This window comes from Mesorhizobium escarrei, assembly GCF_935825525.1.
Classification (GTDB): domain Bacteria; phylum Pseudomonadota; class Alphaproteobacteria; order Rhizobiales; family Rhizobiaceae; genus Mesorhizobium; species Mesorhizobium escarrei.
The window spans coordinates 15976-39010 of the sequence record NZ_CAKXZT010000134.1; the positions used below are offsets into that span (position 1 = coordinate 15976).

Annotated in this window: 22 protein-coding genes and 2 pseudogenes; 17 read left to right on the plus strand and 7 right to left on the minus strand. The window is 61.4% G+C overall.

Going from position 1 to position 23035, the window contains the following annotated elements:
* Nucleotides 1–171: 171 nt before the first annotated feature.
* Entirely contained in the window at nucleotides 172–1104 is a 933-nt protein-coding gene (locus NMG80_RS19620; protein ID WP_254019620.1) for a LysR substrate-binding domain-containing protein, read from the minus strand.
* 138 nt (nucleotides 1105–1242) lie between these two features.
* Between NMG80_RS19620 and NMG80_RS19625 the strand changes: the two genes are divergently transcribed.
* The 6 genes from NMG80_RS19625 to NMG80_RS19650 all read left to right on the plus strand — a co-directional run bounded on the left by NMG80_RS19625 (nucleotide 1243) and on the right by NMG80_RS19650 (nucleotide 5551).
* Complete coding sequence (locus NMG80_RS19625) at nucleotides 1243–1989, plus strand: SDR family NAD(P)-dependent oxidoreductase (RefSeq protein ID WP_254019621.1); 747 nt, start codon at nucleotides 1243–1245, stop codon at nucleotides 1987–1989.
* A gap of 82 nt (nucleotides 1990–2071) precedes the next feature.
* On the plus strand, nucleotides 2072–2509 hold the full coding sequence (locus NMG80_RS19630; protein ID WP_254019622.1) for a GlcG/HbpS family heme-binding protein: 438 nt from the start codon (nucleotides 2072–2074) through the stop codon (nucleotides 2507–2509).
* A gap of 16 nt (nucleotides 2510–2525) precedes the next feature.
* Nucleotides 2526–3386, plus strand: coding sequence for an alpha/beta fold hydrolase (locus NMG80_RS19635; RefSeq protein WP_254019623.1), 861 nt, complete (start codon nucleotides 2526–2528; stop codon nucleotides 3384–3386).
* Between the two features lie 35 nt (nucleotides 3387–3421).
* The gene (locus NMG80_RS19640) at nucleotides 3422–3823 is read left to right on the plus strand and encodes a DUF427 domain-containing protein (RefSeq protein ID WP_254019624.1); all 402 of its coding nucleotides are present in this window, start codon (nucleotides 3422–3424) and stop codon (nucleotides 3821–3823) included.
* 145 nt (nucleotides 3824–3968) lie between these two features.
* Complete coding sequence (locus tag NMG80_RS19645; RefSeq protein WP_254019625.1) at nucleotides 3969–4715, plus strand: SDR family NAD(P)-dependent oxidoreductase; 747 nt, start codon at nucleotides 3969–3971, stop codon at nucleotides 4713–4715.
* A 203-nt stretch (nucleotides 4716–4918) separates the two neighbouring features.
* Nucleotides 4919–5551, plus strand: a complete 633-nt coding sequence (locus NMG80_RS19650) for a glutathione S-transferase family protein (RefSeq protein ID WP_254019626.1) — start codon at nucleotides 4919–4921, stop codon at nucleotides 5549–5551.
* Nucleotides 5552–5669: 118 nt separating this feature from the next.
* Here NMG80_RS19650 and NMG80_RS19655 read toward each other — a convergent pair whose 3' ends face one another.
* Complete coding sequence (locus NMG80_RS19655; protein WP_254019627.1) at nucleotides 5670–6170, minus strand: methyltransferase family protein; 501 nt, start codon at nucleotides 6168–6170, stop codon at nucleotides 5670–5672.
* Between the two features lie 130 nt (nucleotides 6171–6300).
* Here NMG80_RS19655 and NMG80_RS19660 point away from each other — a divergent pair, with 130 nt between their 5' ends.
* On the plus strand, nucleotides 6301–6798 hold the full coding sequence (locus NMG80_RS19660) for a MarR family winged helix-turn-helix transcriptional regulator (RefSeq protein WP_254019628.1): 498 nt from the start codon (nucleotides 6301–6303) through the stop codon (nucleotides 6796–6798).
* A gap of 129 nt (nucleotides 6799–6927) precedes the next feature.
* Here NMG80_RS19660 and NMG80_RS19665 read toward each other — a convergent pair whose 3' ends face one another.
* The gene (locus tag NMG80_RS19665; protein ID WP_254019629.1) at nucleotides 6928–7590 is read right to left on the minus strand and encodes a hypothetical protein; all 663 of its coding nucleotides are present in this window, start codon (nucleotides 7588–7590) and stop codon (nucleotides 6928–6930) included.
* Between the two features lie 376 nt (nucleotides 7591–7966).
* Between NMG80_RS19665 and NMG80_RS19670 the strand changes: the two are divergent.
* Nucleotides 7967–8481: pseudogene (locus NMG80_RS19670) on the plus strand (YHS domain-containing protein); the annotation flags it as partial.
* A 132-nt stretch (nucleotides 8482–8613) separates the two neighbouring features.
* Here the strand turns inward: NMG80_RS19670 and NMG80_RS19675 are convergent.
* Both NMG80_RS19675 and NMG80_RS19680 read right to left on the minus strand, forming a co-directional pair.
* Nucleotides 8614–9009, minus strand: coding sequence for a hypothetical protein (locus NMG80_RS19675; protein WP_254019630.1), 396 nt, complete (start codon nucleotides 9007–9009; stop codon nucleotides 8614–8616).
* Complete coding sequence (locus tag NMG80_RS19680) at nucleotides 9002–9253, minus strand: type II toxin-antitoxin system Phd/YefM family antitoxin (protein ID WP_254019631.1); 252 nt, start codon at nucleotides 9251–9253, stop codon at nucleotides 9002–9004. The genes NMG80_RS19675 and NMG80_RS19680 overlap by 8 nt, the downstream gene beginning before the upstream one ends.
* A gap of 87 nt (nucleotides 9254–9340) precedes the next feature.
* Here NMG80_RS19680 and NMG80_RS37370 point away from each other — a divergent pair, with 87 nt between their 5' ends.
* Both NMG80_RS37370 and NMG80_RS19685 read left to right on the plus strand, forming a co-directional pair.
* Nucleotides 9341–9427 carry a hypothetical protein gene (locus NMG80_RS37370; RefSeq protein ID WP_367185978.1) on the plus strand — a complete coding sequence of 29 codons (87 nt, stop codon included), beginning with the start codon at nucleotides 9341–9343 and terminating at the stop codon, nucleotides 9425–9427.
* 734 nt (nucleotides 9428–10161) lie between these two features.
* A complete protein-coding gene (locus NMG80_RS19685; RefSeq protein WP_301943375.1) occupies nucleotides 10162–10329 on the plus strand; it encodes a YjiS-like domain-containing protein in 168 nt (55 codons plus the stop codon).
* Nucleotides 10330–10413: 84 nt separating this feature from the next.
* On the opposite strand, the gene NMG80_RS19690 is transcribed toward NMG80_RS19685, so the two are convergent.
* Both NMG80_RS19690 and NMG80_RS19695 read right to left on the minus strand, forming a co-directional pair.
* On the minus strand, nucleotides 10414–11124 hold the full coding sequence (locus tag NMG80_RS19690; protein ID WP_254019633.1) for a response regulator: 711 nt from the start codon (nucleotides 11122–11124) through the stop codon (nucleotides 10414–10416).
* 69 nt (nucleotides 11125–11193) lie between these two features.
* Entirely contained in the window at nucleotides 11194–14997 is a 3804-nt protein-coding gene (locus NMG80_RS19695) for a PAS-domain containing protein (RefSeq protein ID WP_254019634.1), read from the minus strand.
* A gap of 199 nt (nucleotides 14998–15196) precedes the next feature.
* On the opposite strand from NMG80_RS19695, the gene NMG80_RS19700 reads away from it, so the two are divergent.
* The 7 genes and pseudogenes from NMG80_RS19700 to NMG80_RS37905 form a co-directional block, all read left to right on the plus strand.
* On the plus strand, nucleotides 15197–16579 hold the full coding sequence (locus tag NMG80_RS19700) for an FAD-binding oxidoreductase (protein ID WP_254019635.1): 1383 nt from the start codon (nucleotides 15197–15199) through the stop codon (nucleotides 16577–16579).
* A gap of 753 nt (nucleotides 16580–17332) precedes the next feature.
* Complete coding sequence (locus NMG80_RS19705; protein WP_254019636.1) at nucleotides 17333–17602, plus strand: hypothetical protein; 270 nt, start codon at nucleotides 17333–17335, stop codon at nucleotides 17600–17602.
* Nucleotides 17603–17873: 271 nt separating this feature from the next.
* Entirely contained in the window at nucleotides 17874–18533 is a 660-nt protein-coding gene (locus NMG80_RS19710; protein WP_254019637.1) for a (2Fe-2S)-binding protein, read from the plus strand.
* Entirely contained in the window at nucleotides 18533–20941 is a 2409-nt protein-coding gene (locus NMG80_RS19715; RefSeq protein WP_254019638.1) for a xanthine dehydrogenase family protein molybdopterin-binding subunit, read from the plus strand. Before NMG80_RS19710 ends, NMG80_RS19715 begins: the two co-directional genes overlap by 1 nt.
* Nucleotides 20942–20963: 22 nt before the next feature.
* The gene (locus NMG80_RS19720; RefSeq protein ID WP_254019639.1) at nucleotides 20964–21956 is read left to right on the plus strand and encodes an FAD binding domain-containing protein; all 993 of its coding nucleotides are present in this window, start codon (nucleotides 20964–20966) and stop codon (nucleotides 21954–21956) included.
* A 442-nt stretch (nucleotides 21957–22398) separates the two neighbouring features.
* Nucleotides 22399–22581, plus strand: coding sequence for a hypothetical protein (locus NMG80_RS19725; protein ID WP_254019640.1), 183 nt, complete (start codon nucleotides 22399–22401; stop codon nucleotides 22579–22581).
* A gap of 2 nt (nucleotides 22582–22583) precedes the next feature.
* Nucleotides 22584–23035: pseudogene (locus tag NMG80_RS37905) on the plus strand (hypothetical protein); the annotation flags it as partial.

Here is a 23035-nt window from a genome sequence, read left to right on the forward strand (position 1 = left end):
CCGTTCGTTGAGCATCGGCCCGACGGCAACTGCTGGCGCGACCTTACCGTTCGCGAATGCGAAGGTCAGACCCTTTGCAGACTCCTGTAGCCAAGTCGGCACCGGGATAGCGGACCTTCGAAATGGTAATCATGACGCTGTCAGGGTCGCTCAAAGGAGTCCATGTGTCCCTCAGCCTGCATTTCGCTCGCTTCCATCGGCGTGGTCGCCGAGCTTTCTCGATACGCAAGCGACCAGTTCGTCCATTCGTGAAAGGAACAGCTTGAGGGTCGGCGATGCGTTGGCCTTGCTGTAGCCGACAACCAGATCGATCGTTGGCGCTTCACCCTCCAGCGGACGGCTGACGACGGACCACGGCAGCAGATTCTTCGCATAGGCGGGCATAAGCGCCAACCCACGGGTAGACGCCACCAGGGACATGGCCATCGCCAAATTGTCCACCCCATGATCCAGTTTTATGTCGAGCCCGCAGCGGCGCAGATAATCCTCGGTCACGGCGCGCAATACAGTGGCCTTGTTCGAACCGCCGATGAAAATCTCACTGGCCAGTTCCCGCGGATGAATTGCATCGCGGCTGGTAAGGCGATGGTCGCTCGGCATCAGGACGATCAGCGGCTCGTGGTCCACGACCTCGTAGCACAGGTCGAAGGTCGGTTCGAAGCGCAGGAAGGCCACGTCGATCTGGCCGCGGACGAGCGCTTCAGCGAGCTCTGGCGAATAGTCGCTTGAGATTGTGATCTGGATGTTCTTCAGCTCCTCGCGCAGCACATGCATGGCCCGCGGCAGCCAGACCATCTCCTGACCGGTCTGGAAGCCGATGGCAAACGTTTTTCGGGCAGGCTGTGCCGCCCTGCGCGCCGCTTCCACCGCCGCATCGGCCTGTGCCAACGCCAGCCGGGCATGGTCGAGAAAGGCCTTGCCGGCGGCGGTCAGTTCAATGCCGTGCGCGTTGCGGCTCATCAACTGAACGCCAACCTCGTATTCGAGATCGCGGATCTGGCGGCTGAGCGAAGGCTGCGCCGTGTGCAGCCTTTTCTTGGCCGCAAGCGTCAGGTTGCCCTCCTCGGCGACGGCGACGAAATAGCGAAGATGTCTCAGCTCCATGAGCGTCCCATGCCTTGGAAGTATGGAGACCAGCCTACAAAGTCTTTTTCGGCGGCGCCAGCAGAACCTACCTGCAGATCATTGAAAATGACCCGGGCTTCCGCAATGCGCGACGCCATACCTTGAAGGACTGGATCCATGAGCACCCAAGTTGTTTTGATCACCGGTGGACTGACCGGCATCGGGCGCGCCACCGCCGTCGCCTTCGCCAAGAAGGGCGCGAAGGTTGTTGTTTCGGGTCGTCGTGACGAAGTCGGCGAGGCGCTCGCCAAGGAACTGCGCTCTTTCGGTTCGGAGGCTGAGTTCATCAACGCCGACGTCCGCAAGGAGGATGATGTCCGCGCTCTGGTCGACAAGACCATAGCACGGTTCGGCCGCCTTGATATCGCGGTGAACAACGCCGCCACCGAAGGTGCGGTCGGCCCGATCACGGATCAAACCGCGGAAAGCGTTGCGGCGACGTTCGACACCAACGTCGTCGGCGTGGTCCTGAGCATGAAGCACGAAGTGCGCGCCATGCAGGCCCGGGGGAGCGGCAGCATCATCAATATCTCCTCAACCTACGGGCACAAGGGCGCGGCCTATGCCTCGATCTATGTCGCCGCCAAACACGCCGTCGAAGGCATCACCAAGTCGGTGGCGCTCGAAGTCGCCACGTCGGGCATTCGCGTGAATGCGGTCTCGCCTGGTCCGACCGACACCGGCATGCTGACCCGCTTCACCGGCACCGCCGAGAACAAGGCGGCCCTGGTGGCGCAGGTTCCGCTGGGCCGACTCGGCCTTTCCGAGGAAGTCGCTGACGGCATCGTCTTCATAGCGTCGGACGAAGCCCGGTTCATCACCGGCCATATCCTCAGCGTCGACGGCGGCCACAGCGCCGCCTGACCGGGATTGCGCAAGGGAGCCGACTATTACGGCCAACGCCCGGTCAACGCGCGATGCATATCAACTGGAAGGAGGAAGTCCAATGGCTAACGTGGTGAAGAAACACAGCATTTCTTCTGAGCTTGCACAGAAAATGGTGGATGAAGCGGTGGCGAAAGCCAGAGAACTTGGCGTTGCCGAGAACGTAGCGATTCTCGATGACGGCGGCAATCTCAAGGCCTTTACCCGGATGGATGGGGCCCCGATCCTTTCCATCGAGATGGCGCAGAATAAGGCGTACACAGCTCTGTTCGGCGTTTCCACGCAGGACTTTTTCAACTTTATCCAAGGCGACCCGTCGCTTTTGGCCGGTGTCCCCACGCTTAAGCGCGTGGCGGCGTGGGGTGGGGGGTTTCCCATTCAGGTGAACGGAGAAGTTGTCGGGGCGATTGGGCTAAGCGGGGCGCCCGCGGTGCAAAACGACGTCGATTGCGCGAGAGCCGCCCTAGCGCTCGTACCCGATGCGGTGCCGACTGAATAAAAAGGGAGCGACCCTAATGATTCATGCCCACCAGACCGCGCCGACGCAGTTCGTGTACGTCGCAGGTATCCCGTTCGCTTACCGGCGGTTCGGCAAACCCGGTGGGGTGCCGCTCGTCTTCAACATCCATTTCACCGGCACGATGGACCATTGGGACCCGGCGGTGACGGACGGCTTCGCCAAGGATCGCGAGGTCATCCTGTTCGACAATGCCGGCATCTCCGCGAGCTCGGGCGAGGTCCCGACCTCCATCGAGGAGATGGCCGCCGACGCCGCCGCGTTCGTCAAGGCGCTCGGCCTTACCGAGGTCGATGTGCTCGGCTTTTCGCTGGGAGGCCTCATCGCGCAGACGCTGGCCATCGCCGAACCGAAACTGGTCCGCCGCGTGGTGTTGGTCGGCACCGGCCCGCGCAGTGGCGAGGGCATGGCCACGCTGACGCCGGAAGCGCAGGAGATCTTCGGCGCCACTTACGAAGAGCCGGACCATCTCTGGCTGCGCGTGCATTTCTCGCCGTCGGAGCAAAGCCAGGCGGCGGGAAGGGAATTCCTCAGGCGCTTCCGGCTGCGGCACGAAGGTCGCGATCCCCAGGTCAGCGAGAAGGTTGCCCCGGCGCAGCTCGAAGCGCTCGGGAAATGGGGCGCGCCGCGCGAGAATCCGTACGATTACCTGAAGAAGCTTACTCAGCCGACCCTCATCGTGAACGGCGGCGCAGACGTGATCATCTACACGGTGAACTCGTTCATCCTGCAGCAGAACATCCCGAACGCGCAGCTCATCCTCTACCCGGACGCCAACCACGGCGCGCTCTACCAATATCCCGAACTTTTCGTCCGCCATGTCTCGATGTTCCTGGAGCACCAGGCCCGCGGCGCGTGAGCGCCATCACTGAGCGGCAATTGCAGGAGGTGAAGATGTCCGAACATACAAATGCAGCTACCAAGACGATCAAGATCCCGGGACCTGATCATCCCATCACGGTCGAGCCTAATCGCAAACGGGTCGTGGTCTCGATCGGCGGCACGGTGCTGGCCGACAGCCGCGATGCGCTGATCCTGCGCGAAGCGGGCTACCCGGCAGTCCAATACATCCCGCGCAAGGATGTCGATATGACGCTGCTCGAGCGGAGCGCGCATGCGACCTACTGCCCCTACAAGGGTGGCTGCGCATACTTCAGTATCCCGTCAGGCGGGGCGCGCGCCATCAACGCCGTCTGGACCTATGAGGCTCCCTACGACGCCGTGGCAGCCATCAAGAACCACCTGGCTTTCTATCCGGACAGGGTGGACGTGATCGAGGAGCGCCTCGAAAGCTAGTCCCCGAGCCCCTGCCTCCCGAAAGAGCCGCGGCGGGCAGCGACATACGATCTTCAGCACTGATCACCGCTCCACGCCGGCGGAGCGAACGCTCGGCTGCGCGCGGAGGAGAACCGCAGACAGACGCCATGAAGGACACTCGACAATGACAAAGCTTTCAGGAAAGACCGCTCTCGTCACCGGCGCCTCGCGTGGGATGGGCCGCGCTAGCGCGCTGGCCCTCGCCAGAATGGGCGCGCAGGTTCTGGTCCACTACAGCAGCGGCGTGAAAGAGGCCGAAGCCGTCGTCGCCGAGATCCGCAAGGCCGGCGGACGTGCCGATGCCATCGCTGCTGATCTTTCCGCGCCGGACGGGGCACACAAGCTCGCCAAGCAGGTTCGTGCCGTGGTCGGCGACCGGCTGGACATCCTCATCGCCAATGCCGGAATCTCGAAGTCGGCGACCATCGAGGCGACCACGGTCGAGGATTTCGACAGGCTCTTTGCGGTCAACGTCCGCGCGCCGTTCTTTCTCGTCCAGCAGTTGCTGCCGATAATGGGCAAGGACAGCAGCGTCGTGCTCCTCTCGTCGCTGGCAGCCCGCGCCGCCATTGGCACGCTTTCGGCCTATGCGGCGACCAAGGGCGCGATCGACACGCTGATGAAACACTTCGCCGCCGTCCTCGGCGAGCGCGGCATCCGCGTCAACGCCGTGGCGCCGGGTGTTGTTGCGACCGACATGTCGCCGTTCACCAAGACGGACGTAGGGCGAGACTTCACGCTCGGCATCCAGGCCCTGAAGCGTCTCGCCCAGCCGGACGATATCGGCGGTGTCGTCGCCTTCCTCGCTTCGGACGACGCGCGCTGGATCAGTGGCGACACCATCCATGTCGATGGCGGCTCGAAGCTCTGAGGCAGGAAAATGTCCGTGACTGGGGAGCTCCCGCCCATGGCGAAAAAGAAACATACGATTGGCGCCAGCACACGAACTGCTTGGACGCTCAATCGCCGGGCGGGCTTCTGGGTCTCCTTTTGCGTTTCCGTCCATACATTGTGGACGAGCGCCGCGCCCGCGGCGATCGCCGCGTGAATACCATTAACTCATGGAGCAACGACATGAAACTTTATCATTCACGCGGATCGCCAAACTCTCGCCGCGTCCGGATTCTGATCGCCGAGAAGGGGTTGGACGTGGAGTTGGTTCCCGTCGACCTGGGCTCGAAGGAGCAGTTTTCTGAGGCGTACCGGGCCGTCAATCCGCGCGCCGTCTTGCCGACTCTGGTTCTCGATGACGGAACGGTGATCGGCGAGGTTCCGGCGATCATGCGCTATCTCGACGAGGCGTTTCCCGAAAAACCCCTTCTGGGCAAGACACCGAAAGAAAAGGGCGTCATCGCCATGTGGGAGCGCCGCGTGGAGCTCGAAGGCTTCGCGGCCGTGATGGAGGGCGTCCGCAACAATGCGGCGAGTCTCAAGGATCGGGCGATTGCTGGGCCCCATGGCTATGCGCAGATCCCCGATTTGGTCGAACGTAGCCGGAAGCGCGTGGCCTACTTCTACGAAGATTTTGAGCGCCGCCTGAGCGAAGCCGAGTTTGTGGCCGGGGACGAATTCTCGGCGGCGGACATCACTTTGCTGGTCACCGTGGACTTCGCGACGCGCGCGTTCTCCATGCCCATCCCCGAAGGAAGCCCGGCGTTCGCGCGGTGGTACGCCGCGGTGTCCAACCGGCCGAGCGCTTCGGCCTGATCGCACCGGCGTCTTCTCGCACAGGAGGCGAGCAGGATTGCGAGAGCGCCGAGGAGGGCAAGGCGTCATCTCAATTTACCACTCCGCCTTTGACGGTCGGCCAGCAATGGTTCAACCGCTAGAGCCATCGCCGCACGCGTCGCTTGTAATCGCGATAAGCATCGTCGAAGCGCCGCTCGAGATAGACCTCCTCGCGCGCGACGACGCCGTAGCGGACCGCGATAGCAAGCGGCAGCGTGAGGATCAGGATCCACGGGCTTAGTGCCGCGACGCCGATGCCGCCATACGCGAGAAAAAAGCCGAGATAAATGGGATTGCGGGTCCAGCGGTAAATGCCGGTGGTCACGAGCACACGGGCGGGCTGGTTCGTGGGCAAAGGCGTTGCCGCTCGCGAGAAGTTGCGGACTCCCGCGGCGAAGAACGCAAGACCGATGAGGATCAGGGAGCCGCCGACAATCCAGGGCACCCCGTCGGCCTCCGGAATGGCGAACGGCCAAGCCAGCAAGCGATCCAAGGCGAGACCGACCAGAATAGCGGCAGGAAAGAAAAGGATCGGTCGCCCAATGACGTCTGCGGTTCCGGTGTCGGTTACTTGTTGACCAGCCGGGTCCATTTCCATGTCTCTCCAGCGGATGTTGCAGGCGACGAAGCCCGGAGTCACCTAGAAACGACAACTAAGGTGTCATCCTAGAAGTTGACAACAGAGGTGTCAATGGGAGAACTTGGCATAGACAAAGGGGACGAAGACGATGGCATCGACAGGACACAGGACCGGGGCGGCCCCAAGGACGGGCAACACCCCAATCGTTGACAGCAAGGCCGAGGCGATCACGGAGCTGATGCTCGAAGTGGCCCAGTGTTTCTTCAGGATACGGGCTCTCGGCCAGAAGACAGGGCTCATCACCAGCTGGGGCGGCGGTGCGTTCGGCTTCATTAGAAGCCTCGCGCTGCTTGGGCCGCTGACCGTGCCGCAGATCGCCCATATGCGGCCCACCAGCCGCCAGCGGATGCAGCGGCTGGCGGATGAGCTTGCGGCCGAGGGGCTTGTCGAATTCATCGAGAATCCGAAGCACCGGCGCTCCAAGCTCGTGCGGCTGACGCGCAAAGGCGACGCGCGCTACCGCCAGATGAACGCCCGGCTCCTGGCGATCGCCTCGACCATGGGCGTCGCTCTTAGCGAAACCGATATCCGCAAGGCCGCCAACATCGTGCGGCAGCTGAGCGATGATGTGAAAGCGCGGTCGTAGCGGCTGTCGTAATGTGCCACTCCTGGCAGCGCATCATGCTGCGGCTATTTCCGGCAGCGTGGCAAATCTCACCTGCGCAATGAGTGTAGACTGAGAGGGGGCGCCAGGACACCAGCTAGGGGAGTCGTGTCATCGAGCCAATGGATAGGTCTGCGGCGACTTCCGATATGCCTCTTCGCAACGCGGCGAACAAAACCATGGTCCATCCGGGGCAGCCCGTCGATAGGATGCATAAGGAGCATGCATCTTGCACACCGGATCGATCCAGGCCGGGTCAGGCGAGGGGGCAAGTTCGATCTCATAAATGGGAACTTCGCCGGCTACCGATCGAAGGGCCACCTTTCCGAGATCTCGCACCAGGATGCCTCTGGCAGCAGCGGCATCGGCAATGGGCTGGGTAGCAAGCAATTGGCCGGGGTTTGCAAGCGCCGCAATGCGCGCTGCTATGTTGACGGTTGATCCAAACAGATCACCATCCCTGCGGATGACCGGCCCATGGTTCAGCGCGGCCCGCGTCAGCGGCAGGCGCGGTTCTTTTCTGCATGCTTGCAACAGCGCTCCAAGCGCTTGGATCGCGACTTCCGGCTCGGGAAACGAGAGCATTGCCTCATCACCGATCCATTTAATCGGAGGTCCATAACCGCTCAGTGCCTCGCGGACCATGCTCTCGAAAATCTCGAGCACATCGATTGCCGCTGCATCTCCATAAACGTCCGCGATGGCGCTAAAGCCCGCAAGATCGATGAATGCAACCGTAGCCGAAGCGCCGGCGGAACTCTGCGTCTGGCTCATATCCCTGTCCATGCAAAGTTATTTAAAGCCTGTCGCACGGTTTCGCGAATCTCAGATGCTACCGTCAAAGCTTCAGGGGCTCGATATAGATTTCGAGCCCGTCAGGGCCGCCGCCTAGCGCCGGCGATTGACTGCCCAGCAATCGTCCAATTTTCTTGTTGTCGGCAGACTGACCAAGGCCTTGGCGGCGAGTGAAGGTAGAGGTGTCCATCTCTGCTCGGTGCGCAAAGGGCAGAGATGGCAGCGTCGCTACAACCACCCCGAGAACGTGCTGGCCATATCGCGGCGAACGTAGCGTTCATTTGGCAAAACCACTTGACCTTCCAGTAACTGGAAGCCGTAGGTGGAAGGGGAGTTGCCCATTTAGGAGTACCCCATGACCGACCGTCACGATGACGCCACCCACACCGACACATCGCAAGGCTCGTGCTGTTCCTCCCATGCGTCGGCCGCTTTCTCGGTCGTCGTCATCCGCGACCCGGTGTGCGGCATGACAGTCGATCCGGCAGCGGGAAAGCCGTCGGCGACCTTCGGCGGCCACGGCGATCATTTTGTTCGGAAGGCTGCCGGACCAAATTTCAGAAGGAGCCAGAAGCCTTTCTGAAGGCGACCGATCCGGTTTGCGGGATGAAAGTCGAGCGTGCCACGGCCAAGCACTTCGTGCGCAATGAGGGCAAAGGTTTTTACTTCTGCTCCCCCGGGTGCAAAGCCAAGTTCGAGGCCGATCCTCAGAAATTTCTCAGCGGCCAGCCGGCGCCAGAGCCGATGCCGAAGGGCACGCAATATACCTGTCCGATGCATCCCGAGATCGTCCGCGACAAGCCCGGCTCCTGCCCGATCTGCGGCATGGCGCTGGAACCTATGGGCGTGCCGACGGGCGACGAGGGTCCCCGCATCGTGAAACGGAGCGGCGGCCGTGGTCGGGGAGGGGAGTGCGAGGGGAGGGGCGTAGGGGGCACCCCTCACTCCGGTCCTCGCTCGATGCGGGTAAGGACCGGAGGCCTTCCAAGAAAATCAGTCCCGCTATTTGCGAACGATGCCGCGCAATCGACGCTGCGCCGCTGTCTCTTTGATCACGCCAGCAATCTTGCGGACAAATGCGGGACTGAACGCGCCGATCGGCGTCGTCGTCACCAGATCATAGGCTTCATCGACCTGCACCCGGTTATACTCGTCCAGGACCAGCCATGACGGATAGTCGAGGCCGCCGCGGCGGCATTCGATTTCGCTGATGGCGAGATGCGGGCGCGACCGGTCGGGCTTTTGCGAAGTCAGCGGAAAGAGAAACAAGGCTGCGGGCGTTGCGGGCGTCCGGACAACGATGCAAACCGGCCTCGCCTTGCGTCCGGATTCCTCGCCGGCGTCTGCTTCCCCCGCCCATCGGTAATAATATCGGATCAGATCGCCGGCTTTAAGCATCCGGCGTGTCGCCGGAAATTATTGCATCCAGTCCAGTCATGAGCTCATTGTGGACTTCATCCGGTGCGTCCTCGAGCGTATAGGCGACAGAATGCGGCTGGCCGACGAGCTGGTGGTACTGAGCAGCGGACAGGATGACGAGCTTTTCCTTGCCGCGCTTGGTCAGGGCCACTGGCTCGATCAATGCCGTTTCGAGGATTTCGCCTGACACGCGATTCATGTCCGAGAATGTGAATTGCTTCATCGCCGTACTTCCTTTTGAAGTACCTACAATACGTAATTCATGTAAGAAAAGCAAGAATGGTGGCGTCACCGCCGCTGTCGCGCTGCGATGCTGTTGCTGGCCGGTGGCCTGACTGCGTTGCAGCAGACGATGGTCGTGATGTCAGCGCCTTTCATGATTGTCATGGTGATCTAACACTGGGCCTGCTGAAGCAGCTTCGCGCGGAACCGTTGGCTCCCATTGCGAGCCATGAAACGCAAGTTGTTCCAGCGCCACCCACCCATAATCTCGACGCCGCCAGCGCCCGGGTTCCCGCGGCAGGGCCGATAACCGGTTGAAGGACTGCGGCACTCGGAGTCCTCCGGGGCAGATCGCTGGTCTGCCCCGGTCGGGGAACGTCGGCAATGAGACCGACTTGCGGCGTGGTGCAATCGAATCCGCACGTCATACTGCGCCACGCGCTTTTGCAAGATGACCCAACTCGCTCCCTTACTCCGCTGCGGTTGACTGGTCCACCGCCTCGTTGAGGAGGTGGTTTTACGTGTCGTCGGCCGGACTAAGGAATTGGTGCATTCAGGACGTGGTCGATTGTGTCGCATCCGCCAATCCAGCGTCGCAGCTTCGAGGACTTGTGCCTTGCCTCGCTTGAGTGAGGACTTCTCGCGACCGCAAGGTCTCGTGATGCAGGCGATCAGTTGGAGTAGAATTGGGCGTGGTGCGGCCGCCGGGGCAATCGTGCTGATGATTGGCACTAATGTGCCTGGGTCCGCGTGCCGACTGCTCGCTCCTTCTCACAAGCCCGTCCCGGCACTGAAACAAACGAAACACTTCGAGCTCGGCGCGGAAAAACGCCTGAAACAGCGATGGTGTAAACCCAATGGCATCGCTGCACCCGCGGCGCCAACCAATGGAGTGTTGCAATGTCGATAATGCGAACAGCTTACCGCTCTTTCCGGGACTATCGGGTTCACCGTATGGCAGAACGGACTCTGGCGGCAATGGACGATGCCTTCCTGAGGGACATCGGGATCAGCCGGTCCGAAATTGGTATGGTGGTCCGCGGCTTGCAGCGCGGCCAGGAAGACAAGGCGGGGTGAAACCATGGCCGCCTTCTGGCGGCGTCCACCGCCAACGCCCATGAGATGGGCGATCCGCATTGCAAGGCCAAGGCGGCGGCGCGCTCAGGAGTAGAGGTAACCCATGCCGCGGATGGTCCTGATCACCTCCGGCTTGGAGGGATCGACCTCGATTTTCTTGCGCAGGCGCGAAACGCGAATGTCGATGCTGCGATCGAACGGATCCCACCCGCGGTCATGGGCGAGTTCGAGCAGTTGATCGCGGTTGAGTACTCGTCCGCGATGTTCGCTGAATACTTTCAGAAGCCGGAACTCCATCGGGGTGATCGCTATTTCGACCCCGTCGGCGTTGTATAATTTGTGCGCGTCCGGGTCGAAGCGGCACTTGCCGAAGTGGACCTGGTGAGGGCCCGGAGTACTCGTTTTCTCCGCAGCTCGTTCGCTCGCCGATGTTCGGCGCAGCACCGCCTTGACCCGCGCCAGCAGCTCCCGCAGGTCCACGGGCTTGGCAACATAGTCGTCGGCGCCAATCTCCAATCCCACAACGCGGTCGACGATCTCCGCCGATCCCGTCAGCATGATAATGGCAACGTCTGAGTGCTCTCGTATATATCGCGCCAGGGAGAGGCCATCTTCACCTGGCATTCGGATATCCAAGATGACCACATCGACGTGCTGGCTATCAATAAGTTCACGCAGGGCAGGCCCCGCATTGGCCGGCGTCACGGCATAGCCATGGTGCTCCAGATATTCCGCCACCGTGTCGCGGATATCCGGTTCGTCATCGCAGACCACTACATGTGCGTGCGTCGTCAAGATCGACCACCGAGCAACCAGCCTAATGGATAAGTTGCCTCTGGAGTGACGTGCAAATCGACGGGTCTGTCAAGTATTGTTGTTGACCAGATTTGAGACAAACGAACGGAGCTCGTTCGGTTTGATCGGTTTCTCAAGATAGGGCCGTTTCGCGGCGCGCAGGAATATCTGTGCGTCCGGACTGATCGTGTCCCCCGTCAGGAAGGCTAACCTGTCGAGCTCGGCCGGATGGAGCTTGGCAATCTGGTTGAACAATCCCCGTCCGTCCATATCAGGCATTTTCAGATCGCTCAGGATCAGCGCGAAACTGCGGTTCGTGAGGTGCAGCAGCGCTTCTTCGCCGGATCTGGCAACGGTGACGTTGAAACCATCACGCCTGAGCACCTCAGCAACCAGCTCACCCACTTCCTCTTCGTCGTCCACCACCAGACAAGCAATGCCGGTTGAATTCGGGAGCTCGTCTTCGGCCGTTTCGCTTCCTTCGTCCAGATGGTCCGAAGCAGGCAGCGAAAGTATGAAGGTCGAGCCACCCCCCTCGAGGGATTCGACCTCGATGGTTCCTCCATGGGATTGAACGATCCGATGACAGAAGGATAGCCCGATCCCGGTTCCTGCCCCAATCTCTTTCGTCGTGAAGAACGGCTCGAAAATGCGGGGAAGTATCTCTTTGGGAATTCCCGGACCCGTGTCGGCAACGCTGACCACTATGTTGCCGGTTGTGGGATGAAGCCGCGTTGAAACCGTGATTGTCCGTCGCCCTTCCCAGGCGTGCAACGCCTGTTCTGCATTGACTAGCAAGTTGATCAGCACCTGGCCAAGCTGATCGGGATCCGCCCAGATTGGGGGAAGACCAGGTTCAAGATGAACTGAAAGCGCGATGTCCGACGATCGAATCGAATAGCTCGCCACTTCGACCGCTTCGGAAATGATGTCATCGATCGCCACGTTTGAGGTTCGCGCCGGCTGCTGTCTGGCCATAGCCAGGAAAGTCTTTACGATCCTGGCGCAGCGTTCGGCTGCCTTGCTCATCTTGTCGGCGCGTTCAACGACCTTGGCGTCGGTAGCGGTCTCCCTCAACAGCGATGACAGGCCAAGCACCACCGAGAGCGGATTATTCAGCTCATGCGCCACCCCGGCCAGCAATCCGCCGAGCGCCGACATTTTTTCGTTCTGGTGCAGCGTCTCGCGCTGCCGCTCCAATTGCTGCTGCATTTCGATACGGTCGGTGAGATCGTAGGCGTGGGAAACAATCACCTTCTCACCGTGGTAATCGATCAGTCGAGACGAAATCGAGCACCAGCAGGTTCCACCGTCCTTGCGTTTGAGCTGGGTTTCGAAATCGTCGACCAACCCCGTCGCGAGCAGCCGCTCAACGTATCGCCTCCGCTCTGAAGGATCGACATAGTAATCGACGGCGCTGGTGACGTCGCCGAGCAGATCAACGGTGGCGGGGCTACGGTAAAGCAGCTTGCCGTCATGCGCGCGGGTCATCTGGATGTTGACGGGGCAGGCTTCCAGGACTTTACGGACCAGTTCATCCGCTTCCTTGGCGGCCTCCTCGGCCCGCTTGCGCTCTGTAATGTCGACACGGGTGACCACGAACCCGCCTTCGCGGGTCGGACAGTTCGAGACGAAAAACCAACGCCCGTCCGTATGACGGAATTCCTGTTGCCGGAATTCGCGGCGGTCCCTTGCCCTCTCGGCAAGCCAGTCGTCGATCTTGTCGCGTGGAACCGGAAACTGGTTGCGCTCTGCGGTCACGCGGAGGAAATCGAACCAGTTCACCCCGGGAACGAGCACATCCGCGCTTATCGCGTGCATCTGGCGGTACCTGCTGTTGGCCAGCACCAAGCAATCGTTCCTGTCGTAGAGGGCAAATCCTTCGGCCAGAGATTCGATCGCGTCGATCAGCCGCTCGTTAGCCTTGCGCGTTTCTTGCTGGGCGGTGATCATGTCGGTGATATCAGTCGTGTTCGACACTATCACCTGCCTTCCCTGGAAATCGATTAGGCGAGCGGAAATCGAAGCCCAGAAGGCCTTGTTCTCGGTGTCGTACTGCTGGACCCGAAAATCATCGATCCTGCCCTTTTCGATCAGGGTGCGCTCCAATGTTACGCTATAGTCTGGATCGACATAGTGGTCGGTTATTCGAGGACGGTCGGCGTAGAGATCTCTGGTAGCAGGATTGCGGTAGAGCGTTTCTCCCTCGAACGTGGTCATGCGTATCGGCGAAGGGCAGGCATCGAGCACCTTTTGCAGCAGTGCCGTGGCGTCGCGCTCGAAAGCCTCGGCCTTCTTGCGCTCGCTGATGTCGGCGCGCGTTACGACGAAGCCGCCAAGATCGGTGGGATGTATCGATACCGAGTGCCATTTGCCGTCGGAGAGGGGGACCTCGAAATGGGAGTGGAACTCGATCCGGCTTTGGAGCCGCTCGTCGAGCCACTCATCCTCGCGCCCAATCGCATTGCGGTACACGCCGCGCTTGGCGGATTCGCGAAGGAGTTCGTTCCATTCCACGCCCGGTTCAACGAGATCCCGCACCGGGTGGTTCAGTTCGCGGTAAAGGCTGTTGCACATGACCAGGCGGTGATCTTCGTCGTACAGTGCAAATCCCTCGGAGAGTGATTCAACGGCGTCTGCGAGCATCTCCCGCGCCGCAGCGACTTCGCCGTCACGCTTCTTCTGCTTGGTCACATCGGCGATGCCGGCGAGAACCACTTGCCGCCCTTGGAACGCGACGATCCTGAGATTGCCCGTGGCCCAGAACTCCTGGCCGTCGGGTCTTTTAAGAAGCACTTCGCAATTTTCGACGACGCCCTTTTGCATGAGCTCCCGATTGATTTCCCGGTGCTTCTCGGGGTCGACAAAATAATCGCCGAGCCGCACCGTCTCGCGTTGCGCCTTTTTGCTCCACCCAAGCAGCCGTTCGGCAGCATTGCTCTGGTAGATGAGTTCCCCCGAACTTGCGTCGTTCATCCATACCGGCAACGGATGATGCTTGATCAGGAAACCGAACAGATCCTCGCGCTGCTTGCGTTCCGTAATGTCCAATACCCCAATGATGAGCGAGGGGCGTCCGCCGTAGACGCCGCGACGGCAGTTGGTCGAACACCAGACGGCCGATCCGCTTGTGTTTCTGAGCTGGATTTCGTGATCCCGGACGATCTCGCTGTTGCTGGCGAAAGAGCTGATTTCATCGAATTCGCCAGTATTCACGAAATGATCCGTCAGGAATTGTGGCTCGTTCGGCGTCCATTTTCGGCCAAGCAGGTTCGACGCATCGAGGCTTTCGTAGAGGATCTGCCCGTTTCCCGCGTCCACCACCCAAACCGGCAGCGGGTGACTGTCCGTGATGCAGCGGAATATCTCGGCGTTCTCCTGGTGCGCGATCTGCGCTCGCTTCATCTCAGTAATGTCGACGCTTACCAGGGCCATGCCGCCATCAAGCCGAGGATGTGCGGTGAGCAACTTCCACCGGCCATCCAATGTCTCAGCTTCAACTGGAGCGTCGTCGATTTGCGTCCATCGCGCTGCGGCGCTTTCAACGAATGCGTTGCCCGGCTCGATGGGGCGGCCGTCGAAACTCTTTAGACGTGACAGGGCTTCGGCGACTGCGGCAATGGCGTCCATCGGCTGCATCTCGCCGCGGTCGAGCCGCTGCCTTCCAAATATCTGCGGATTGCTGTCGACGAGAACATTGTTGGCGTCAAAAAGCGCATAGCCTGTGTGTGTGGATGGCACCGGATTATCAGGCCGCATGGTCGTTCCCTTTGTTCGCGTGATCTTCCGAGGGCGGATACTAGACCCTCTTTGTTTCAGCACACATTCAGACGCCGCGTGATTTGTTTCAACTGTTCGGCGCGTGCGAGTCATCGCCAGCTCTGAACCGCTGAAACAAACGAAACACTCTCACCGCACCACAGAAAAACGCCGGAAACGAAGGCGGTGTATGACAAGAAGAGCCGCAATGCGGCAGATTCAACCGGCGAAACGCAAATGTCCAGCGCCCAGGACGAACATCTAGTCTTGGCGAGTTGCCGACGCGTCTTGCTCTAAAACCTGAGGGTTCAATATGGATAAGCTAGTTACTTCGTACGATTTCCCCGACCGGCTCCTCGCGAGCCTTATTGACCAAAACCATCCGGCCTATGAAGAGGCGCGCGGGCTCTACAACGCCATGATCGACAAGCGGCCGCGCTGGATCGTCCCCTGCGCCGAGGTCGCCGACGTCGTCGCGGCCGTCAATCATGCCCGAGAGAAGCATTTGCTTCTTGCCATTCGCGGCGGCGGCCACAACGGTCCAGGCTTCGGCAGTTGCGACGGCGGCATGGTCATCGACATGTCGCCGATGAAACGGGTCGATATCGATCCCAGGACTGGCACGGTCCGCGTCGAGGCCGGCTGCACCCAAGGCGATGTCGACCGCGCCACCAGCGCTCATGGGCTGGCTGTGCCGGCTGGCCTCGTCTCGACCACAGGCATCGCCGGACTGACGCTGGGCGGCGGCACCGGCCATCTAACGCGCAAACACGGCCTCACCATCGACAATCTGCTTGCGGCCGAGGTCGTGCTGGCCGACGGCAGCGTCGTGACGGCAAGTGAGGACGAACACCCGGAGCTGTTCTGGGCGCTGCGCGGCGGCGGCGGCAACTTCGGCGTCGTGACGCGCTTCACATTTCAGGCGCATCCGGCGAAGGATGTCTATGCCGGGCCGATCTTCTTCGACATCGCACATGCCGCAGAGATCATGCGCTGGTACCGCGACTTCCTGCCCGGAGCGCCGCGAGACCTCGGGATGTTCTTCGGCATCAAGACGGTGCCCTCCTGCGACCCTTTCCCGCGCGAGATCTGGGGAAGGCGCGTCTGCGCGCTGATCAGTTGCTACAACGGCGCGGAGGAGGACGGCATACGGGCGATGCAGCCCGTGCGCGACGCGCTTCCCAGGCCTCTGATGGACGGTATGATGCAGATGCCCTTCGTCGATCTGCAGGCGCTGTTTGATCCGCTGCTGCCGAAGGGCTTGCAGTGGTACTGGAAGGGCGATTATGTCGACGAGCTGTCCGATGCGGCCATCGCAGCCCATGCCGAGCACGGCTCGAAGACCCCGAGCGAGCTGTCGCTGATGCATCTCTACCCTATCGACGGAGCTGTCCAGGACGTGGCTCCGGAAGCCACCGCCTGGGGAGCGCGGCGAGCGCGTTGGTCCATGGTTATCGCCGGCATCGACCCCGACCCGACGAAGGCGCCGGAGCTGAAGCGCTGGGCAAGCGAGTATTGGGCCGCGGTGCACAAGCACAACCCGCATGGTGGCGCCTATATCAACTTCATGATGGATGATGAAGGCGAAGCGCGTGTACGCGCCGCCTACGGCGCCAATTATGAGCGGCTCGTCGCGGTCAAGCGCAAATACGATCCGGCGAACCTCTTCCGCGTCAACCACAACATCCGGCCGTAAGTCGAGGCTGAGCCTGTCCGTCCTTGGGTCGCGCCGAGGCGGACAGGCCTGTCGCATGCGTCGGCTGCGCGCCAGAGTGTTCGCAACCTTGTCGACGGGATCCTTTCTGGATCCGGAGCAAACGACCCGGACCACCACAAAATGCGGCCCGCCCCGTCGCGCGTGCCGCTGAAACAAACGAAACACTACCACCGCACTGCAGAGAAACGCCCGAAACGAAAGCGGCGTATGACAATAAGAACCGAAGACGCGGAAGATTCAACGAGCGAAAAATATACGGAGCCAGAGACCGAACATCCAGTCTTGGCGAGGGTCGACACGTCTTGCTCCGAAACCTGAGGTTCAAAATGCATAGGCCAGTTACTTCATATGACTTCCCCGACCGGCTCCGCGCGAGCCTTTTTGACCAAAACCATCCGGCCCATGAAGGGGCTCGTCGGCTCATACAACGCCATGATCGACAAGGGGCAGACGTCAACCCCGCTACGCGACGGCTGATCGGGAACAGCCGCCATTCGTACAGGCAGCGCTGACGCCGCCGATTGATGATGATCTCGGCTGCCATTGAGCAGCCCACCGAACAGCGCACGAATGCAACAAGAGACCGTGCGCTGAACAACCTGCCGCCGCACATCCAGAAGGATAGCGGTTGGTCGGTTTTGCCCAAAGGGCATGAAAAGACGGCCTCATCGATGCGGTGCGGGGCACGGCGCGTTGAGGCCAAACGCTAACCCTCAAAAATGGAGAATTGAAATGCTTAAGATCATTCTTACCACTGCCACCTTGCTGCTTGCCTCCGGCATGGCTTTTGCCGGCAGCGATCACTATGGCTCCGACTACAGCCATGGCTCCTTCTATCCGAAGACCGGTCACCAATCGATGGTGTCCGACAACGGCTACGCGCTCGACCTGAGCGGCACAGCGAGTGTCGGCGCGGCCGACAGCGCACCGACCTCGGCAGGAAATTCGACCTTCGATATCCCCGCACCCGGCTACGGACAGGGGATGTGGGGGAGCCGATAACAGCGTTCGGCCACACGGTCGAGATTCGACTTCCAAGCGGCGGGCTCGCCGCTTGGAATCACCTCACGCCCCAGCGGAGGGAACATCCTTTTCGATCTCGTGCTGTGGACTGGAGCGCGGCTTGGTTGCTGGATCGCCTCGGCGGTCACTTCGTTGTGATAGCGTCTGGCCGGAACCCGGCGGTCCCCTAGCTTGGTCGTGATCCGAATAGAGCTGGATAGGAACGATCACCATTATTTGGTGACCACCATCGCAAATCCGGAGGCACAGCATGGCGGAATCGAGCCGCAGTCACGGTCCGGACGGATCCGTGAGATCGGGTATCTCTCGTCGGACGTTCCTGAAGCACGGCGGCACCTCGGCCGTGGGGGCAGCGTTGCTGGAAGCAGGGGCGGCGCAGGCGGCCGTTGACAGTTCCATGCAGGACGGTGCCAACGAAGTGCTTGGTCCTGGTCCGATCCCAATTGATCTCACGATAAACGGACGACGAGTTCCCGTGCAGGCGGAACCCGCCACCACGCTGGTTGATATCCTGCGCAATCACCTCGGCCTGACCGGCACCAAAATAGGCTGCGATCGTGGAGCCTGTTCCGCCTGCACAGTCTGGCTCGACGGTCAGCCCGCCAGCAGTTGCATGACGCTGGCGCTCGACGCTCGCGGCAGGAGCATCACCACGATCGAGGGACTGGCCGACGGCGACAACCTTCATCCGGTGCAGCAGGCGTTCGTTGAGCACGACGCCCTTCAATGCGGGTTCTGCACGCCCGGGATGGTTATGAGCTGCGCAGCGCTCATAAATCGCAAACCCGACGCCGGCATCGAAGACGTGAAGGCCGCGATAAGCGGCCACCTTTGCCGCTGCGGCACCTATCCGAACATCTTTGCGGCGGTGCTCGCCGTCGCAAGCGAGAATCGAAGGAGGGGCACCTGATGGCTACCGACAACCAGGCGCCTATCGATCAGCCGCCGTTGCGCTCGCAGTCCTTGCTCTACGGCATTGTCGGGCAGGAGACGAGGCAAGTCACCCGGCAGGTGCCTGCCGACGAACCGCCACAGCTGCCGGTGAACGCCGAACTGCGCTCCATCGGCAAGCCGATCCGGCGGCTCGATGCCGTGCAGAAGGTGACAGGAACCGCGAAATATACATTCGACGTTCAGTTGCCGGGAATGCTGTATGCACGGCAGGTCGTCTGCCCTTGGCCGCATGCCAAGGTGATTTCGATCGATACCTCCGCCGCCGAGAGTTACCCCGGCGTCCGCGCGGTGCATGTGCTTGAGACTCTGCTGCAAACTGCCAGGCTTCGAGATCCAGAAGCCGAGGCCCGCAACAAGTATCCGACGGTCCGCTTCGCGGGCCAGACCGTTGCCGCCGTCGCGGCCGAGACGCAGCGGATCGCCGACCAAGCCGCGAAGCTCGTCAAGGTCGAATACGAGCGGTTGCCCCACGTAAGCGAACTCGTGGCTGCAATGGACGATGAGGCTCCGATCGTCTTTCCCGGACCGGTCGAGCAGCCGTCGACGGCCGGCGGCGGCGGTGCGCCGGAAGGCTTGCCGCAGAAGGGCAATGTGCGCGGCCCCAATTTCGGTATGCCTGGCATGACTCCCACGGGCGATATTGACCAGGGCCTGGCGGAGGCGGACGTCGTCGTCGAGGCCGAATATCGCACTCAGGTTCAGACGCATGTGCCGATGGAAACGCATGGCATCGTCGCGGATTGGCGGGACGACGAACTGACTATCTATGCCTCTACGCAGCACACGCACAGCGTGCGCGACGAGGCCGCGGAATATTTCGATCTGCCCAAGAGCAAGATCCGGGTGATCAGCGACTTTACCGGCGGCGGGTTCGGCGCCAAATATGGGATCAACAATTTCGGCCTCCTTGCCATTCATTTGTCGCAAAAGGCCGGCGCGCCCGTGCGCATGATGCTAGACCGCCGTGAAGAGCATGTTTCGGCGGGTAATCGCCCGAACAGCCTGCAGAGGGTGCGGATCGGCGCCAAACAAGATGGCACGCTCACGGCAATTGACGTCATAAGCTGGGGTACTGGTGGCATCGCGGGGGGTGCCGGCATTGGCTTCTGCTACAACGCGCTCTATCCGTGCCCGAACATGCGTACCGAGCAGTACGACGTATTCACGAACGCCGGTCCGTGCGCGGCTTTCCGGGCGCCTGGCCAGGTACAGGGAATCTTCTCGCTCGAGCAGGCGATGGACGAACTTGCGGATCGGCTGCAACTCGACCCGATCATGCTGCGCGAGCGCATCGACACAAAGCCCACCGACGACATGCTTGCCCGCGCACATGAACGCAAGATCGCGGCCGAGCGGTTCGGCTGGGACCGACGACGTCCGCCAAACTCCGACGCTGGCCCTGTCAAGCGCGGCATGGGAATGGCGCAGGCGCAGTGGGTGTATGTCGTCAGCCCTCCGACAACCGTCGAGGTAAGGATCGCCGATGACGGATCGGTTTCCGTCTACAACAGCGCACAGGATATCGGCACCGGGACCCGGACGGTGCTTGCCCAGGTCGTTGCCGAAGAGTTCGGCCTCGATGCCGAGAACATCGGTGTTTATATCGGCGACACGCGCTTTCCGTGGGGGCCGCCGTCCGGCGGCAGCCGGGTAACGGCGTCCGTGACGGCGCCGGCCCGCAATGCCGCATATGCGGCGGCACGCGATCTGGCGGCTCGCCTCGCGCCGCTTTTCGATGATGCCGATCCCGACGACATTTTTTTCGCTGGCGGTAAAGTGGGCGTCCGCGGCAACGAGGGAGCCGCAAGGCCGCTCAAGGAAGCAGCCAAGGAAGCCAAGTTCGGCGAAATCTCAAAACTCGCCAAGCGCCACGACGATTATGAGGGTTTTGTGCTATCCGGCGAGACCTCCATCAGCCGCCACGGGCTGGGCGGTGTCCAGTTCGCCGAGGTGGCGGTCGACGTCGAGACCGGCGTCGTCAAGGTCGAGCGCGTCGTCGCTGCCAGCGATTGCGGCAGACCGATCAATCCGAAGCTGGTGGAGAGCCAGGTGATCGGCGGCATCATCCAGGGTGTCAGCTACGCGATCTACGAAGACCGCATCATGGACGCGACGAGCGGCCATCAGCTCAACGCCAACGTTGATCAATACAGGATGGTCGGATCACGCGAGACCCCGGAGATCGAGGTGCTGCTCATCGAGCAGATCGGGGCACAATCGTCGACCGACGCGCGAGGCATCGCCGAGGCAAGCAATGTGGCGACCAGCGCCGCCATCGCCAACGCGTTCTACAACGCCACCGGAAAGCGGATCCGCACTTTGCCAATGAACCCGGCAAATGTGCTGGCGGCGCTCAGCGCCTGAGACCGGCCAAAAGGAGTCCAGCATGGCCATGAACAGCTTCGAATGGGCCGATGCCACGACGGTCGAGCAGGCAGCCGGTCTGCTTGCCGAAAGCACTGAGCAACGACCCGTCATCGCGAAGGCAGGCGGGATTGACCTTCTCGACTTGATGAAGGAAGGGATTTTGGCGCCGGCGAGGCTTGTCAATCTGAAGACCATCCACGGCCTCGACGAGATCGACACGGAAAACGGGCTGACGCTCGGTGCGCTGGTGACGCTCGATCGCATCGACAAGGATCCGCGGATCCGCTCGCGCTACGTGGCGCTGTCGGACGCCGCCGCCCATGCGGCGACGCCGCAGGTCCGCAACGCCGCCACCATCGCTGGCAACCTGCTGCAGCGGCCGCGCTGCTGGTATTTTCGGCATGATCATTTCCATGGCGAAGGTGCCGATGAGATGGAGAGCAGGGGCGCTGACCAGAACCAGCATCATGCGATTCTCGACAATGACAAAAACGCGATGGTCCACGCCTCGACGCCGGCGACGGCGCTGGTCGCCTATGATGCAAGCGTCGAACTTGCCGGCCGCGCCAACGGCTCACGCGTCGTGAAGCTCTCGGATTTCTTCTTACCACCCGAAATGCAACGCGCCCACGACTCCGGGATCGAGTCTGGCGAGGTTATGACGCGCGTGACCATTCCGCCGTTGAACGCCAGGGCGAAAGCCGCTTACCACAAGCAAACCGAGCGCGAGAGCTATGACTGGCCGATCTGCGATGTGGCAGTGGTTTTGACGATGGAGGGACAGACTGTGCAAAATGCCTCGATCGTCATGGGATGGGTCGCGCCAACACCTCGCCGCGCGAGCGAAAGCGAACGTCTCCTCATTGGTAACAGGCTTACTGACGACTTGGCGCGACAGGCAGCCCATGCTGCCGTGGCGGACGCTACTCCGCTGTCGAAGAACGGCTACAAGGTGCCTGTCTTGGAGGCCGTCGTTCGCCGCACGATCTTGGCTGCCGCCGTCGCGGGCTAGCTGTCTCGGGGTCATCCAAAATGGGCTTGGAAACTTCGCAGTCGCACCCGGTGCCCATGGTCTGCCGACGGCTGCGCTCGAAGGGCGCGTCCGGGGCGGGTTATGGGAACGGCGTCAGCTTCGACGCAGGCTACAGTTCGACTGCGACGTTCTGGTGTACCGCCACCGCAGGCGTCGTCGGGCCCGATGATTCCTACGTCCATCCGCACGTATGCATAAGGGCTCGGATCTGTTTCCTGAGTCCATCGGAGCAGGATCAAGTTTCATGACATTGGCTGGCTGTCGCCAGATGCTTTTCGGGAAAGCTGATCTTGCAGATGATTGTTGCAACCAAGTTCGAATGTCGCGCTCTCAGCAATGTAGAAATGTCGCATCACGGTGCCGCCGGCTGCGACGCCAGCGCCCGATGCCGTCCGTAGAGGTCCAACATTGCTTTTCGTTCTTGAAGATCGATCTGATCATCGACAGCGGTCCCGTGAAATTCATCAAAAGCGTCGCGCTTCTCGGGCCATCCCCGGCTGCGGCCAGTGAGGAGCTGCGCCCTGGACATATTCTCGACGGAAAAACGCCTCGAAACGCCCGGGAACCGCCCGATTGGGAACAATCTTACCTGTTTCAAGGTTGAGGATGCGCAAGGGACTGCTCTACGGAATCATTGTTACGAAACGCCATTTTCGGATTGTTTTGGGCGCCGCGGTCGGCCTCACATTGATACCTGCTCCGCTTCCCGCACTTTCGCGCGACGCCCAGCCGCGAGCCGCGCCCCTCATTCTGGCCCAAGCTCAGTCTCCCGAAGAGGAAGAACTGCTGCGCAGGAAGAAAAGAGAGGGGGCCAAACGCGACGAGCAGCGGGCTCCCCGGGCAGAAAGGCCGGCGCAGCGCGAGCGGGCCGAGCGGCCTGCGGCGCGGGAGCGCGAAACGGTCAAACGGCGTGCCGCCGAACCCGCGATCACCGAGGAACGCCAGAAGCGGCGCAAGGACCGCGAGACCGTCAAACGGCGCGCCGCCGAACCCGAACCCGCGATCGCCGAGGAACGCCAGAAGCGGCGCAAGGAGCGCGAGGCCGTCAAACGGAGCGC

Bases quoted from the DNA above. Each gene is read 5' to 3' on its own strand.
- NMG80_RS19620 (WP_254019620.1), bottom strand. From the start codon at position 1,104: ATGGAGCTGAGACATCTTCGCTATTTCGTCGCCGTCGCCGAGGAGGGC.
- NMG80_RS19625 (WP_254019621.1), top strand. From the start codon at position 1,243: ATGAGCACCCAAGTTGTTTTGATCACCGGTGGACTGACCGGCATCGGG.
- NMG80_RS19630 (WP_254019622.1), top strand. From the start codon at position 2,072: ATGGCTAACGTGGTGAAGAAACACAGCATTTCTTCTGAGCTTGCACAG.
- NMG80_RS19635 (WP_254019623.1), top strand. From the start codon at position 2,526: ATGATTCATGCCCACCAGACCGCGCCGACGCAGTTCGTGTACGTCGCA.
- NMG80_RS19640 (WP_254019624.1), top strand. From the start codon at position 3,422: ATGTCCGAACATACAAATGCAGCTACCAAGACGATCAAGATCCCGGGA.
- NMG80_RS19645 (WP_254019625.1), top strand. From the start codon at position 3,969: ATGACAAAGCTTTCAGGAAAGACCGCTCTCGTCACCGGCGCCTCGCGT.
- NMG80_RS19650 (WP_254019626.1), top strand. From the start codon at position 4,919: ATGAAACTTTATCATTCACGCGGATCGCCAAACTCTCGCCGCGTCCGG.
- NMG80_RS19655 (WP_254019627.1), bottom strand. From the start codon at position 6,170: ATGGAAATGGACCCGGCTGGTCAACAAGTAACCGACACCGGAACCGCA.
- NMG80_RS19660 (WP_254019628.1), top strand. From the start codon at position 6,301: ATGGCATCGACAGGACACAGGACCGGGGCGGCCCCAAGGACGGGCAAC.
- NMG80_RS19665 (WP_254019629.1), bottom strand. From the start codon at position 7,590: ATGAGCCAGACGCAGAGTTCCGCCGGCGCTTCGGCTACGGTTGCATTC.
- NMG80_RS19675 (WP_254019630.1), bottom strand. From the start codon at position 9,009: ATGCTTAAAGCCGGCGATCTGATCCGATATTATTACCGATGGGCGGGG.
- NMG80_RS19680 (WP_254019631.1), bottom strand. From the start codon at position 9,253: ATGAAGCAATTCACATTCTCGGACATGAATCGCGTGTCAGGCGAAATC.
- NMG80_RS37370 (WP_367185978.1), top strand. From the start codon at position 9,341: ATGCTGTTGCTGGCCGGTGGCCTGACTGCGTTGCAGCAGACGATGGTC.
- NMG80_RS19685 (WP_301943375.1), top strand. From the start codon at position 10,162: ATGCGAACAGCTTACCGCTCTTTCCGGGACTATCGGGTTCACCGTATG.
- NMG80_RS19695 (WP_254019634.1), bottom strand. From the start codon at position 14,997: ATGACTCGCACGCGCCGAACAGTTGAAACAAATCACGCGGCGTCTGAA.
- NMG80_RS19700 (WP_254019635.1), top strand. From the start codon at position 15,197: ATGGATAAGCTAGTTACTTCGTACGATTTCCCCGACCGGCTCCTCGCG.
- NMG80_RS19705 (WP_254019636.1), top strand. From the start codon at position 17,333: ATGCTTAAGATCATTCTTACCACTGCCACCTTGCTGCTTGCCTCCGGC.
- NMG80_RS19710 (WP_254019637.1), top strand. From the start codon at position 17,874: ATGGCGGAATCGAGCCGCAGTCACGGTCCGGACGGATCCGTGAGATCG.
- NMG80_RS19715 (WP_254019638.1), top strand. From the start codon at position 18,533: ATGGCTACCGACAACCAGGCGCCTATCGATCAGCCGCCGTTGCGCTCG.
- NMG80_RS19720 (WP_254019639.1), top strand. From the start codon at position 20,964: ATGGCCATGAACAGCTTCGAATGGGCCGATGCCACGACGGTCGAGCAG.